This window comes from Streptomyces sp. NBRC 110611, assembly GCF_001590865.1.
Lineage (GTDB): Bacteria > Actinomycetota > Actinomycetes > Streptomycetales > Streptomycetaceae > Streptomyces.
The window spans coordinates 182588-195784 of sequence record NZ_BBUY01000010.1 but is presented as its reverse complement, the minus strand read 5'-3'; the positions used below and the strand labels follow the sequence as shown (position 1 = coordinate 195784).

10 protein-coding genes are annotated in these 13197 nt (G+C 71.9%); 1 reads left to right on the top strand and 9 read right to left on the bottom strand.

The features are described 5' to 3' along the window. The 6 genes from AZE13_RS37015 to AZE13_RS21650 all read right to left on the bottom strand — a co-directional run. The coding region (locus AZE13_RS37015) for an MMPL family transporter (RefSeq protein ID WP_066934393.1) at window positions 1-1822 on the bottom strand (1822 nt) is incomplete at its 3' end. Between the two features lie 107 nt (window positions 1823-1929). Continuing rightward, the gene (locus AZE13_RS21670) at window positions 1930-3963 is read right to left on the bottom strand and encodes a prenyltransferase/squalene oxidase repeat-containing protein (RefSeq protein ID WP_066934390.1); all 2034 of its coding nucleotides are present in this window, start codon (window positions 3961-3963) and stop codon (window positions 1930-1932) included. Between the two features lie 43 nt (window positions 3964-4006). Continuing rightward, complete coding sequence (locus AZE13_RS21665) at window positions 4007-5326, bottom strand: FAD-dependent oxidoreductase (protein WP_181690408.1); 1320 nt, start codon at window positions 5324-5326, stop codon at window positions 4007-4009. Window positions 5327-5336: 10 nt separating this feature from the next. Continuing rightward, window positions 5337-6512 carry an aromatic ring-hydroxylating oxygenase subunit alpha gene (locus tag AZE13_RS21660; protein ID WP_066934385.1) on the bottom strand — a complete coding sequence of 392 codons (1176 nt, stop codon included), beginning with the start codon at window positions 6510-6512 and terminating at the stop codon, window positions 5337-5339. Continuing rightward, window positions 6509-7909 carry a cytochrome P450 gene (locus tag AZE13_RS21655; RefSeq protein WP_079124234.1) on the bottom strand — a complete coding sequence of 467 codons (1401 nt, stop codon included), beginning with the start codon at window positions 7907-7909 and terminating at the stop codon, window positions 6509-6511. The genes AZE13_RS21660 and AZE13_RS21655 overlap by 4 nt, the downstream gene beginning before the upstream one ends. Then, entirely contained in the window at window positions 7906-8991 is a 1086-nt protein-coding gene (locus AZE13_RS21650; RefSeq protein WP_181690407.1) for an NAD-dependent epimerase/dehydratase family protein, read from the bottom strand. Before AZE13_RS21650 ends, AZE13_RS21655 begins: the two co-directional genes overlap by 4 nt. A 169-nt stretch (window positions 8992-9160) precedes the next feature. On the opposite strand from AZE13_RS21650, the gene AZE13_RS21645 reads away from it, so the two are divergent. Further along, on the top strand, window positions 9161-10468 hold the full coding sequence (locus tag AZE13_RS21645; RefSeq protein ID WP_107288393.1) for an FAD-dependent monooxygenase: 1308 nt from the start codon (window positions 9161-9163) through the stop codon (window positions 10466-10468). A 19-nt stretch (window positions 10469-10487) separates the two neighbouring features. On the opposite strand, the gene AZE13_RS21640 is transcribed toward AZE13_RS21645, so the two are convergent. From AZE13_RS21640 to AZE13_RS21630, 3 genes are read right to left on the bottom strand one after another with little or no spacing between them, the layout of a single operon-like run. Further along, window positions 10488-11552, bottom strand: coding sequence for a DUF1295 domain-containing protein (locus tag AZE13_RS21640; protein WP_181690406.1), 1065 nt, complete (start codon window positions 11550-11552; stop codon window positions 10488-10490). A 60-nt stretch (window positions 11553-11612) separates the two neighbouring features. After that, on the bottom strand, window positions 11613-12719 hold the full coding sequence (locus AZE13_RS21635; protein WP_258527912.1) for a polyprenyl synthetase family protein: 1107 nt from the start codon (window positions 12717-12719) through the stop codon (window positions 11613-11615). Next, window positions 12716-13006, bottom strand: a complete 291-nt coding sequence (locus tag AZE13_RS21630) for a hypothetical protein (RefSeq protein WP_066934372.1) — start codon at window positions 13004-13006, stop codon at window positions 12716-12718. Before AZE13_RS21630 ends, AZE13_RS21635 begins: the two co-directional genes overlap by 4 nt. Window positions 13007-13197: the final 191 nt, after the last annotated feature.

Sequence of the window (13197 nt, the reverse complement as noted above, 5' to 3'; positions counted from 1 at the left end):
CGCCCAGCCCACGGGCCACGGCCCGCGAGGTGTCGCTGTCGCGCAGGTACTCCTCCCTGATCTGCGCCAGCAGGAACATCTCGTAGTCCATCGAGACGCCGAACGTCAGGAACACCATCAGCATCGGTACGACCATGTCGTGCGCCCCGTCGGAAAATCCCGGCAGATGTCCCTGCTGGAAGATCCAGACCACTACCCCGAGACCCGCGCACAGGCTCATCAGGTTGAGCAGCACGGCTTTCAGCGGTAGCAGCACGCTCCCGGTGAAGAGATGGATGAGGACCAGGGCCGCGATCGCCGTTGCTCCCAGTACCCAGGGGATGCGGGTGAGCAAGGTGTCGCGCACGTCGAGCGTGCGGGCGGCGTGCCCGCCCAGCAGTGCACCGCCGTCAGGGGGCGGGACGGCGCGCAGGCGCTCGGCCAGCCGCACCCCTTCCGGCGACGCGGGGGTGACGCGGGAGTGGACCTGCACGGTTCCCGCCCGCGGGTCTGCCGCCGTGCGCAGCACGCCGGGCACCTGGGCAAGCCTGCCGGCGTAGGCGGCGAGGCTCCTGCCCGAGGCCGCCGTGCGGTCGGTCACCGCCACTGATACCGCCACCGGTGGTCCGGTTGGACCGGCTTCGTAGGCGAGCCGTTCGGCGGCGGTACGGGTGGGGGACCCAGTGGGCAGCGCGGTGATGTCGGGGCCCTCGAACCGTGCCTGGGTCAACGGGAAGGACAGCGTCAGCAACGGGATGAGAGTGGCGGCGAGGAAGAGCCAGGGGCGGCGCATCACGACGGCGCCGAGCCGCTGCCAACCGCCCGCCCGCCCGGTGTCCGCGAAGCCGCCTGGCCGCAGCAGTCCCCGCCGCCCCGCGTCCAGCCGGGGAGCCAGGAGCACCACGGCGGCCGGCAGCAGCGTCAGGGCCGCCAGCGCGGACAGCAGCGCCACCGCGGCGCCCGCGACGGCGAAGGAACGCAGGTGGTCGAGCGGGAACAGCACCAGCGCGGCCATGCTGAGGGAGACTACTGCGGCCGAGTACAGCACCATCCGGCCGGTACTGAGCAGCATGGCCGTGACGGCGTCCGGGACGCTGTCCCCCGCCGTCCGGTGCCGCCGGTAGCGGTAGAACAGGAACAGGCAGTAGTCGACGGCCAGGCCCAGGCCCAGGCAGCTGGCCACGTTGAGCGTCGAGCCCGTCACCGTCGTCGCGCCCGCAGCCGCCCACAGCACCGCAGCGGTGAGCAGCAGGGTCAGGCCGGCGATCAGCAACGGCAGGAGAGCGGCGAGGACACCGCCGAAGCACAGCAACAGCAGCGCCGCCGTCGGCACGGCGGCCAGCAACTCCAGCCGGCGCAACTCGTCGTGCCCGAGGGCGTCGCCGGAGTGCTCAAGGGCCGCTACGCCGGTGAACCGGACGTCGACGCGGCCCCGTGGACCGGAGTAGTCGGTGATGAGCGCGTCGACGACGCGTTGCCGCTCGATCCGGTCGCCGTGCAGGAGCATGCGCACGGTACCGGACATCCCGTCGCGGAAGAGCAGCCGGTGCGGGTCGCCGGGCTCCCAGGCGGAGTCCACGTGGGCGGTCTCGGGACGGCGGGCGAGACTCATCGCGAGTTCCCGGGCCTGAAGCCGGACGGTGGCGGAGGGGGTGTGCGCGTCGCGCGGGGTCACGACGGCGACGAGATCGGGCTGGGAGGTGTCGCCGCGTGCCCGCAGCACGTCGGCTGCCCGGTCCGAGGGCGATCCCGGGACCTGGTACTCACCGAACACCGTGCGGTCGGAGACCGACGCCGCCGCGGGCGCCGCGATACCTGCCACGAGCACGGCGACGGCCAGCACCCGCCACGGATGGCGGGTCGCAAGCCGCGCGCACCACCGTAGTAGCGCGTTGCCCTCCGCAGGCCGCATGGGGTGCCGCGCGGCCCGGCCCGTGCCGCGCGGAAGCCTCACTCGCTGTCCCCTGGGTCGTGGGCGGCGGTCAGCCACCGCCCCAGCGCCCACAGCGGGAAGTACGCCGCGTACAGCCGGTAGTCCAGCATCGCCGAGCCGAAGAAGACCCCGGTCGGCGCCTGCTGCCGCCAGCCGCCCCCGGGCTGCTGGTGGGCGCAGAGCCAGGCGCGTCCGCGCTCCACGGCCTCGCAGTGCGGCGTCCGCACGTCCAGCAGGGCCAGCAGCGCCCAGGCAGTCTGCACCGGGTGGCTGACCGCGTCCTCGACGTAACTCTCCCGCAGGCAGCCGCTGTGGTGCTCGCCCCAGCCGCCGTCGGCGCGCTGCACCGACTCCAGCCAGGTGGCCGCCCGCCGCAACGCCGGATGACCGGGGGGCAGGCCTGCCGCGCGCAGGCCGCGCACCGCGAAGTAGGTGCCGTAGATCCGGTGCACCCCCCAGGCCGCGGGCCAGGAGCCGTCGGCGTACTGGCTGCGCAGCAGGAAACGGACCGCGCGTTCGGTCCGCGAGGGATCTGCCGCCGCGCCGTGTCCGCGCATCGCGGCGAGCGCCACGAGCACGGACGCGGTGCATTCGGTGTAGGAGTCCTCCACCATGCAGTTGGTGAACATCTCGGCGGGGTTGAGCCGCCCCAGCAGCCGGGGCGCCCGGCGCGGCTCGTAGGTGCCGAAGCCGCCGTCCCGGTTCTGCCGGTGCGTCAGGAAGGCCCGCGCCCGGGCGATCCGGTCCGCGGACAGCAGGCTCGGCGCACCCGGTTGGGCGTCGGAGGCGTGCAGCAGCGCACCGACCGCCTCGGCGGTGCAGTCGCTGACCGGCCACCGGTGGGCGCCGTCGGAGAAGCACCAGCCGCCGTCGCTGGGGGCGCGGGCGGTCACCACGGCGTCCGGTTCGTTGCCGGTGAGCTGGGCCCCGGCCAGGAAACGGCAGGCGGCGCGCAGCGCGGCGGGCACGTCGGTGGCCGGCGTCCGATCGCGCGGACCGGCCGTCAGGGCCTCCACGGCGAAGGCGGTGTCCCAGGACTGCGAGCGGGCCCCGGCGTAGCGGATGCCCTCCGCCTCGTCCTGCCAGCGCCAGCTCTCCAGGCCTGCCAGGGCCCGGTCGACGCGTTCGGGGGCGGCGCCCGAGGCGTGCAGCACCAGCACGTTGAGCAGCGAACTCACCGGGGAGATCCCCGCCTGGCCGGTCACCGCCTGTTCGTGGACGACGCGGCGCAGGCAGCGGCGCAGCGCGCGGGCCCGCAGTGCGCGCACGGGAGAGCGTTCGTACCACGACAGGGCGTTGAAGGCGGCGCGCAGCAGCGGGTGCGGGGGGAAGCGGGCGTCTTCGCCGAGCAGCGCGCGGTCGGCGGGAACCGGGAGGTCGCCGGCGAACAGTTCGCGGCGCAGGTCGGGAGCGATCGCCGGGCGGGTGACCGCGCGTGCGCCGTAGAGGTAGGCCATGGCCTGGTAGATGGTGCGGGTGTGGCAATAGAAGCGGTCGGGGTGGAAGGGCAGGGCTCGGGGGAGGAGGAAGACCTCGGGGGGCAGCGGGTTGACGGCTGCGTAGTCGTACAGGCCCAGCTGGGCCAGCCAGAGCTTGCCCCAGGTGGGGATGGCCCGTACCCCGCCGGGCTGGGCGTGCAGCCAGAAGCGGGCCCGCTCGCACAGCGGATGGGCGGCGTCGAGCCCCAGCAGGCGCAGGGCGCAGTACGCGAGCGTGGTGCAGAAGACCGACGGGCCGGCGTCCGGGTGCGCGCCCCAGCCGCCCTGGGGAGTGCATGTCGCCTCGAAGTGCCGTACGACGCCGGCGTGGTCCTTTGGGGGGACGGGGGAGGATACCAGCGCGCGGACGATCACGTACTGCGAGAGGATCATGGTGTTCCACACCATCTCGCCCTCCCAGCAGCCGTCCTCGCGCTGCAGGGACAGCAGGTGGCGCACCGCCCGACGGTGCGCCAGGCGGGTGTCCGCCCGCGCGGCGGGCGACGACAGCGCGGGCGGGGGTGCGGCCGTCGGCGTCGGCGGCCGCTGGCCGGCGGGGTCGGTCTCGGTCAAGGTGCTCCTTTCGCGGGTGCGGATCTGGTGGCTGCCGCTGCGGTCACAGGTCGTAGTTGGTTCCGCTGCGCCCTCGCAGGGCCAGGCGCCTGCGCAGTGCGGCCAACGTGGCGCTGTGCGGTGCGAGTGCGTCGGCCACCTTCATCGCCGAGTACAGTGCGGTCTCCTGAAGGTCGACCCCACAGGTGAAGTTGCCGCAGAAGTACAGCCCGTTGCGGCCCTGGAGCGCGTTGAGCGAGCGGATCGCTCCCGCGACCTCGGGCGTGACCAGGATGTGCCGGTACCTGCGCTCGCAGAGCACGTCCGCCGGGTCCGCACGCCGGCGCTGTGACCAGGACTTGAACACGTCCACTGTGTCGCCGCCGGGCAGTTTCGGGTGGAGGGCACCCAGCCAGACGCTGGTCTCCCACTCGTCACCGGCGGCCCCGACGTTGGCCAGTGCCCACATGCCGCGGTCGGGGTGGACGTAGCAGGGGTCCTTGTGCACGACGACACGGGACTCGAAGAACTCGTAGGCGCTCAGCAGTCGGATGACGTCGGCGGCCCAGGGAACCGTCTTGAAGAACGACTTGCTGGTGTACGGCGGGGCGTTGAGGACCACGGCGTCGAAGGGGCCGCAGACGCCTGCCGCGGTGCGTACCGACCATTGGCCACCGCTCTGGGACACCTCTCGTACGGGAGAGCCGACCTCGACCTTGGCGTCCTGGCACCGGTCGAACATGCGCTGCAGGTTCCCCCGGATGCCGATGGTGGAACTCCAGATGCGCGCACCCTTGTGGAGCTCACGAGCCGGTGGGAAGGCCAGCGCGAACACTTCCAGGGCGAAGCGCGCTGAAGCCCTGGAGAGGTTGGCGCGCGTGGTGCCGATCAGCGAGGCGATCAGCGGGAACAGTACGTCGTTCTTGAAGCCCCTGGTGAGCGGAAGCCCGGCGATCCAGTCCTCGGTGGTCAGCTCCCAGGGGATCTTGTTCAGCACGGCGGCGCGCGCCTTCTGCGTGTAGATCGCGAACTCCGCGGCCCTGATGGGTGTCCGCAAGGGTGCGGCCGAGGAGAACCGCGGCGAGCCGCCGTGGAGGGACTGGAGGCACAGCGAGGCCGGCACGTCCGACGTGTCGTCGCCGCCGGGGTCGCCCGGGGTGAACAGGCCGAGCTCCTCGAGCAGTGCCAGGTAGATCGGATGCGTGTCCGGGTGGAAGAACTGCGGGCCGACGTCGACGGTGACCGCGGTGCCCCGGCAGTCCACCACCACCGACTCGCAGACGCCGCCGACCTTGGAGCGGGACTCGATCAGCGTGACGTCGCAGTCGCCGGACAGGAAGTAAGCCGCGGCGATGCCGCCGGTGCCGCCGCCCAGTACGGCCACCCGTGGGCGGTCAGCCCGTGCGGCCGGCCGGGGCCTCGGGGACGACGCGGCCGTCGGCGGCGGCGATGCTGGAGCGGTGGGGCCGCGCCCGGTCTCGGTCAAGGTATTCCTCCCACTTGCGCACGGTGAGGTCCTGGAAGAGGCCCACCGCGGGGTTGAGCTCGACGATCGGGGCGGTGTGGTGTGTCTCGTAGCCGAGCTGCTCGGCCTCGACGGCCTCCCCGTCCTCGCGCAGCAGCGGCTTGACGGCCAGGGCGCCCGCGGCGCGCATGACAGCGGGCATGAGCCGGCGGGGAAGTGTCCACCGGGTGCCGGGGATCTTCAGCTCGTCGAAGTAGAAGATGAAGAACACCCGGCTGGTGCGCCGGTCCAGCGGCAGCACGAAGCACCAGTGCTTGATCGAGCCTCCGGTGTCGGAGCGCTGGTAGGGGTAGTCGAAGGCGAGCTCGATGGAGGTGGTGTCCACCTTGCGACGGTCCACGAAGCGGGAGGTGAACCGGCCGCCGCCGATGAAGGTGTCGTAGCTGAGCTCCACCCGGTCGCCGACGAGCTCGTGGCGGGTGAGCTTCGCGTCCCAGAAGGGGCGGAAGCGGCGGTGCAAATACGCGTGGGTGAAGTCGCTGACATTGTCGATGACCATGGAGTGGTGGGCCTGCCAGGTGTACGAGACGTCCAGGCGTGCCCAGGGCCGGGCACCGGACAGTTCCGGGATGTCCGGGATGCTCCGGGTGCCGGCCAGCTGCGGGTCGCCGGGGAAGACCCAGATCAGTTTGTGGCGGGTAGTGACCGGGTAGCTGGGCACCTTGACCTCGGGCTGGGCGCGGCCGAACAAGTCGTGCGCATAGTGCACGACTTTGCCCGCGCCGTCGTAGGTCCAGCCGTGGTACGTGCAGGTCAGGTGGCAGCCGTTGACTTCGCCGCCGGAGAGCTTCAGCTGCCGGTGGGCGCAACGGTCCTCCAGCGCATGCAGGCTGGCGTCCGCGCCGCGGTAGACCACGAGGGGGTGACCCCAGAAACGGGTGGCCAGGGTGGTGCCCGGGGCGAGCTCGTGCTCGTAGGCGACGGGGTACCAGTAGTCCGGATCCATGCCGGCGGAGCGCACCTTGGCGCGCTTGCTGCGCGCCTCGGCGAAGGTCGGGGGCTGTCCGGACGGTTCCGGGCGGGTGCGGCGGGTCTCGCTGGTCACGGCGCCTCCGGGGAGCGCTTGCGGACGCGGACGGTGCAGGGGGCGGCGGGTGCGGCGACGAAGGTGGAGTAGTCGGGTGCGTACCCGGGCCCCGCGGGCCGCAGTTCCACCTCGCGCAGCAGCACGCTCCACACGGCTTTCACCTGCAGGTAGGCAAAGGCCAGGCCGATGCAGCGGTGCTTGCCGCCGCCGAAGCCGATGAGGCTGTAGGACTGGCGGTGCTCGGCGCGCCCCTCCTCATAGCGCGAGGGGTCGAAGCGGTCCGGGTCGAGGAAGACTTCCGGCATACGGTGCGACACCGCAGGCGAGACCATCACCAGTGATCCGGCCGGCACGCGGCGGCCGCGGACCTCGGTGTCCCGGAGCGCCTTGCGCATGAGCAGGATCAGCGGCGGGTACAGCCGCTCCGCCTCGCGGACACACGCTTCGAGCAGTTCCATCCGATGCAGCACGCGAGGGCTCAGCTCAGCGCCGCGCTCCCAGACCGCGTCCTGCTCGGTGCGCAGCCGCGGCACGTACTGCGGATGGCGCAGGAGCAGCACGCCGGTCCAGGCGGCCAGCACGGTGCTGGTGTGCTGCCCCGCGAAAATCATCCCGATAAGGATGCCGACCACGATGTCGTCGGGCAGTGGCTCGCCGCCGGGGGTCCGGGCGGAAAGGAGGGTGGCCAGCATGTCCTGGCCCGAGCCGCAGGCCTCGCTGTTCTCCGCGGGCCGGGCCCGGCGTTCGGCGATCACCTGCGCGATGGTGTCGGCGATGGCCGCCCGTGCCCGGTCGCGGCGGCGGAACGCGGGGATGGGCGCCCGGCGGCTGAAGATGCCGGCGAGCCGGATGCCGCTTTCCAGATCGTGGTAGAGGCGGGGCAGGTCCGCGCCCATCCGGCGGTGGAACTCCTCGCCGATCAGGCAGCGCGTGGCGATCGCCACCGTCGCTCGGTTCAGCTCGGTGAGCAAATCGACCTCGCCCTGCTCGGGCCACCCTGCCACCAGCGCGTTGGTCTCCGCCTCCATGATGCGGGCGTAGCCGTCGAGTTGCCGGGACCCCAGGGCCTGGCGCAGATGGGCCACCTGCGCGTCCATCTCCTGCGGCTCCGCGTCGTAGGCGACCCCCTTGCCGAACACCGGCGCCATGAAGCGGTAGGCCTCGCCGGGGCTGAGCACCGACTCGTCCGCTTCGAACACCTCGGCATGCGCCTGCGGGCCGGCGGCGAAGACGACGTCCTGTCCCAGCAGCGGGAAGACGAAGACGTCGCCCGCCCGTTCGCGGGCGGCACGCAGTAGGGCGACCGGATCGCGCTGGAACGCTCGCAGCGGTCCCAGCCAGGGAAGGTGACGGGCGGGCAAGCGGGGCGCGGGGAGGGCTTCGCGCCTGCCCGCCTCGTGTGCGCCGGCGGTCATCGGGCCCGAACCCCCTGGGATCTCCGGTCCGTCGCGGAGTGCGGGGGAACGGCACCGTCACTCCGACCGGCGGCGGGGGCCGAGTGACGGCGCCGCTGCACCAGTCCGCGATCGACGAAGCTACGGTACGCCTGCTCCACGGCGTCGGCGATGTTCGTGGGACGGTAGCCCAGGACCTCCCGGCTCAGCGAGCAGTCCGCCCGTCGCTCGGAGCGCAGGAAGCGTACGGCGGCGGGGGTGAAGCGCGCTTCGCGGTCCGGCGCCAGCACCGCGCGCGGCCCCTCGGCCAGCCGGGCCAGCGCCGCCATGGCGCCGGCCGGTACCCGCAGCTTCGGCCGCGGCTGTCCGGTGACCTGGCTGAACAGGTCCATCATCTGGTCCACCGTGCGGAACTCGGTGGACAGCAGGTACTTGTGCCCGGAGTGGCCGTGCTCCATGGCCAGCAGATGGCCCTGGACGAGGTCCGCGACGGAGACGAACTCGAAGCCCCCGGGCAGGTAGGCGCGCAGCCGCCCGTGGGCCAGATCCAGAAGCACGCGGCCCATCCGCGACGGCCGGTAGTCGTGCGGGCCGATGATGGCCGTCGACACGGCGACCACCACCTCGATCCCCTGCGCGGCGGCCTTGCAGCACTCGTGCTCGACCAGGACCTTGCTGCGCGTGTACGGGGTGTGCTCCGCGAACGGGTAGTGCAGGTCCGACTCGACGGCGGCCCGGCCCACCGGCGCGCCCGTCGCACTGAACGACCCGGTCACCACCGCACGGCGCACACCGTGCTGCCCAGCGGCCCGCAGCACGTTGCGGGTGCCCAGCACGTTCACGTCGAAGATCTCGCGGTGACCCCGCGCGGAGGTCGAGACGCGCGCCGCACAATGGTAGACGCGCTCGCACCCCTTGACGGCGGCCGCCACCGCGTACGGGTCGCGGAGGTCGCCCACGACCTCGTGCACCGAAAGTCCTGCCAGCGCCTCCGAGGCTTTCGCCGGCTTTCTCAGCAATACCCGGACCTCATCACCGTCCGCCAGAAGCCGGCGCACAAGATTCGCACCCAGGTGACCGGTCGCGCCCGTTACCAGAATCACGCTCCTCCCCCCCAGCCGGCCCGGTCGGTTGAATTCCCTGAAAGTTCAGGAGGGTTATCCGACGCCGCTCTAATGTGTAAATGGTGAACCCCACGAGTCAGATGTTAGGTACCACGCCCGCCAAGCAGTCGAGTGGCCATCCACATCAACTCGAACGAAGGAATGTCGTGTGACTGGAGTGACGGCCGTAGACGTTGTCGTGGTCGGTGCCGGGCCGGGCGGCTGCGCCGCGGCCTTGGGATTCGCACGCCGTGGAGCAACGGTCCTGGTGCTGGAACCACACCCGGACCGCACGGCCCGCTTTGCCGGCGAGTGGCTCCATCCAGCCGGGGTGGCCGCGCTGTCCCGCCTGGGGGTGCCGCTGCGCCCGCCCCGGTTCCTCCGCCACCGGGGCTTCGTCGTGCACCCGGGCTGCGGTGAACCGCCCATCCTGCTGCCCTATGAATGGGGCAGCGCCGTGACCGCGGCGCACCACACCTTCGTACACGAACTCCACAACGCCCTCGGCCGACAGCCCGGCGTCGAACTCGCCACGGGGCAGCGCTTCCTGGGGCTGACGCCGGACGGCCGCTGCCGCACCGGCCGGGGAGACATCGCGGCCGGACTGGTGGTGGGCGCCGACGGGCGGGCCTCATCTGTGCGCCGGGATCTGCGCGGCGAACCGGCGCGGCCGGTCGCGCTGTCCCACATGGCGGGAGCCAGTCTGCGCGACGTCTCCCTGCCGGCGGAGGAGCACGGTCACCTCTTCCTCGGCGGGCCCGGCCCGGTGCTGGCCTACCGTATCGCCGCCGACCTGGTGCGCGTCACCCTGGACGTGCCACTCACCCGCCCCGGGGCGCGGCAGGTGGGCGACTACTTCGAGCAGCGCTACCTGCCGCATCTGCCGACGCCGCTGGGCGACGCTCTGCGCGGGGTGCTGCGCCGCGGCGAGCTCCAGTGGGCGGCCAACTCCTTCCGCCGGCGTACGAACTTCGGGCAGGGGAAGGTGGCGCTGGTCGGGGACGCGGCCGGGCACGGCCACCCGCTGGCCGCCCAGGGTATGACGTGCGCGTTCCTGGACGCCGAGTGCCTCGCCGAGTGCGGCACCGCGGAGCCGTACCGCCGCCTGCGATCCGCGCGCTCACGGGTGCCGGAGTTGCTCGCGGCCGCCATCCACCGCGCGTTCACCGGCGAGGACCGGGCCACGGTCGCGGTCCGGCGGTCGATCTGCGAGCTGTGGCGCAGCGATCCACGGGAGCGCGCGCGCACGATGCGACTCCTCGGCGGCCAGGAGGATCGCAGGACGGCGCTCGGCGGCTCGGTGGCCTGCATCGCCCTCGGTGCCCTGGCCCGAACCATCACCGACGAGCACCGGGATCCCTTCGACTCCGCGAGGACCGTCGCCGGGCTGGTGCGGTGGCTGGGATGGCTGGGCGGACGCCACGTCGGGGTGCCACCTGAGCCGGAGGGCGGCAGGGTGGCGCTGCTGGGGCTCTGAGCCGGTCCCCGGGAGCGGCTCAGTAGACGAACGGGAACATCCGAAACCGCGCCCGGGCGCAGTACATCTCCCACAGACGGCCGTACTTGGCCCGGCAGCGGCGGTCGTCCCGGTGCGCGCGATGGATGAAGAGCACCAGCAGGAAGGCGGGCAGCAGGTACGGCCATGCGGACGCCGTCCCGCACAGCAGCGTCCAGCTGAGGTAGACCAGGAGCTCACCGGTGTAGTTCAGCTTCCTGCCGATGCCCCAGAACCCGGACACCAGCAGCCTGCCCCCGAGCGCCTCGGCCGGCCGGCCCCAGATCTGAGCCGTCGGGTCCGTCTTGAACCGGTGCTTCTGGTCGTTCGCGCCGCGGAACAGCCAGAAACCGAACACGAAGAGAACGCAGCAGAGCGCCGCGAGCCAGAACGGCAGCGGCTCGTGCACCCGCACAAGTGTGAATCCGGCGATGCTGTAGAAGAACGGAACCAGGACGTAGTCACCCCATACCAGCGCCCACCCGAAGCGCTCGGCCATCAGATCCCACGTGTACACCATTCCCCCCTCGAACTGAAAATAATTCGCCAGGTAAAGGAAGAAGAAGGTCTGGTAGAGGATCATTCTCCCGCTCAGTGTCCCGGAATCCGCGTACTGGACTGCGGCAGTCGACGCGTTGAAGGCGAACAGTCCGATCAGCGAGGGGCGGTAGGAGAAGAATTTCAGGTCCACCCCTGCCCACACGGGATTCAGTTCGGCCCCGTAGTAGTAGTCGGCGAGTACCCCCCGCCACCCCTTGCGGCGAGCCGCAGCGGGTGTCCGGCGGCGACCGGCGACCAGCAGCACTCCGGCCGCAGTGAAGGCGAACACGTTCGCCGCCACGCACAGCTCCCACCAGTGCCGGGCGGGCCAGGCCAGGGCATGCGGCGCGAAGAACCAGCAGGCCGCCGCGGCGGATACGGTCGACGCGAAGAGCGCCGCCCCGTTGAGGCGGTAGGCCGGTGCCTGATCACCCCCCAGGGTGGCGGCCGGCACCAGCCGCCCGGGAGTCCAGCGGGATCCGGCGAACAGCACCGCCACGAACCCCAGGAAGGCAATAGCAGCCACAGTCTCTCCCTCCGACCCGCCACCTCGCGCAACAGCGCGGGAGGCCGGCCTCCCCAACAGTCAGGCAGTGCGCAAGGCGACCTGGCCGGCCAACTCCCGCAGCCGCCTCATGGCACCGGCGGGGACGGACAGGGAGTCCAGCTCCGCCGTCGCCTGCTCGTACCGCGCAGTGATCATCCGCTCCACCTCACGGCCTGCGCCGGTCGCGGTGAGCAGGCCCCGCAACTCCGCCGCGCCGTCCTCGTCCAGCTGCGGATCGCCGTAGAGGAAGCGCAGGCGGCGCGCCTGAGAGGGCTGCGCGTGCTGCAAGGCCAGTGCGAACAGCACCGTCGGCTTACCCTCCCGCAGATCGTCGATGGCGGGCTTGCCCGCCTGCTGCGGACTGCCGAAGGCGACGAGCAGATCGTCGCGCAGCTGGAAAGCCTCGCCCAGCGGCAAGGCGAAAGCGCTCAGCCCGTCAAGGAGCGGTCCGTCGGCCCCGGCCAACAGCGCCCCGATATGCAGGGGCCGCTCGACGGTGTACTTCGCAGTCTTGTAGCGGATGATCCGAAAAGCCCGCTCCAGACTGTGATGAGGGGAAGCGGTGCCCGTTACGTCCAGATACTGGCCGTAGAGCACCTCCGAGCGCATCGTGTCGACCAGCGGCAGCACCTTCTGCAGCCGCGCGGACGACAGCCCCGCCGAGTGCAGCAGCTCCGCCGCCCACGCCAGCGCGAAGTCGCCCACCAGGATCGCGCCCGCCTCACCCAGCCGCCGGGCGGCGCGCGGGGTGCGCCACATCGCGTGGCCGGCGGCCAGGGCGCGGTGGACGGTGGGCTGCCCGCCACGCGTGTCCGAGTTGTCCATGACATCGTCGCGGATGAGCGCGAAGGCGTGGAAGATCTCCAGCGACGCGGCCACCCGGATGACGGTGTCCGGGTGGCCGTGCCCGCCGCCGGCGTGCCAGCCCAGGACGCACAGCTGGGGCCGGATGCGCTTGCCGCCCGCCGCCAGGAACACGCGCAGAGCGTCGGCGACTTCATACGGCATTCCCTCCAGGTCGGCGATGCGGGCCTTCGCCGCAAGGAGCTCCTCGATCTCGTTGTCCACGCGCGCCCGCACCTGGTCGCAGGAGCAGGCAGCCGTCTTCGGGGCCGATGCCGAGGGGGGTGTTTCGGTGATTGTCACGGTGTGCTCCGCTGCATTCCGGCTCGGTGGGGAGACGCCTGATCCGGCCAGACGTCCGCCTCTGGATGGTCGTGCAGGCGGGGCACACCTGGGCGGGCGCCTTCGCCGTGGCCGGCGGTGCGGCGCAGGTGCACGACGGTGCCGTATGCCTCGTTAAGCCAGATGAGGCGGCCCTCGCCGCGGCCGTCCAGGCGCAGGGCGGTGAACTCGTGCCGGGCCGTGCCGGAGTGGACGGTGACAGTGACATCCTCCAGGCACCAGTCCGGTTCGGTGTCCTGCGGTGCCACGCGGACGTGGACGGGGTAGCGGTGAAGGTCCGCGGTGTCCGGAGAGGGATTGCGCGGATCGTTGCGTTCGGCATTCCGGACGTTGGCGTCGACTCGGCGCCGCGGGCGAAGTCGTCCTCGCTTCCGGTGGGCAGACGCAACTCCCGGCCGGCGATCCCCAGCCAGACCATCGCGCGGGTATCGGCGTGCTT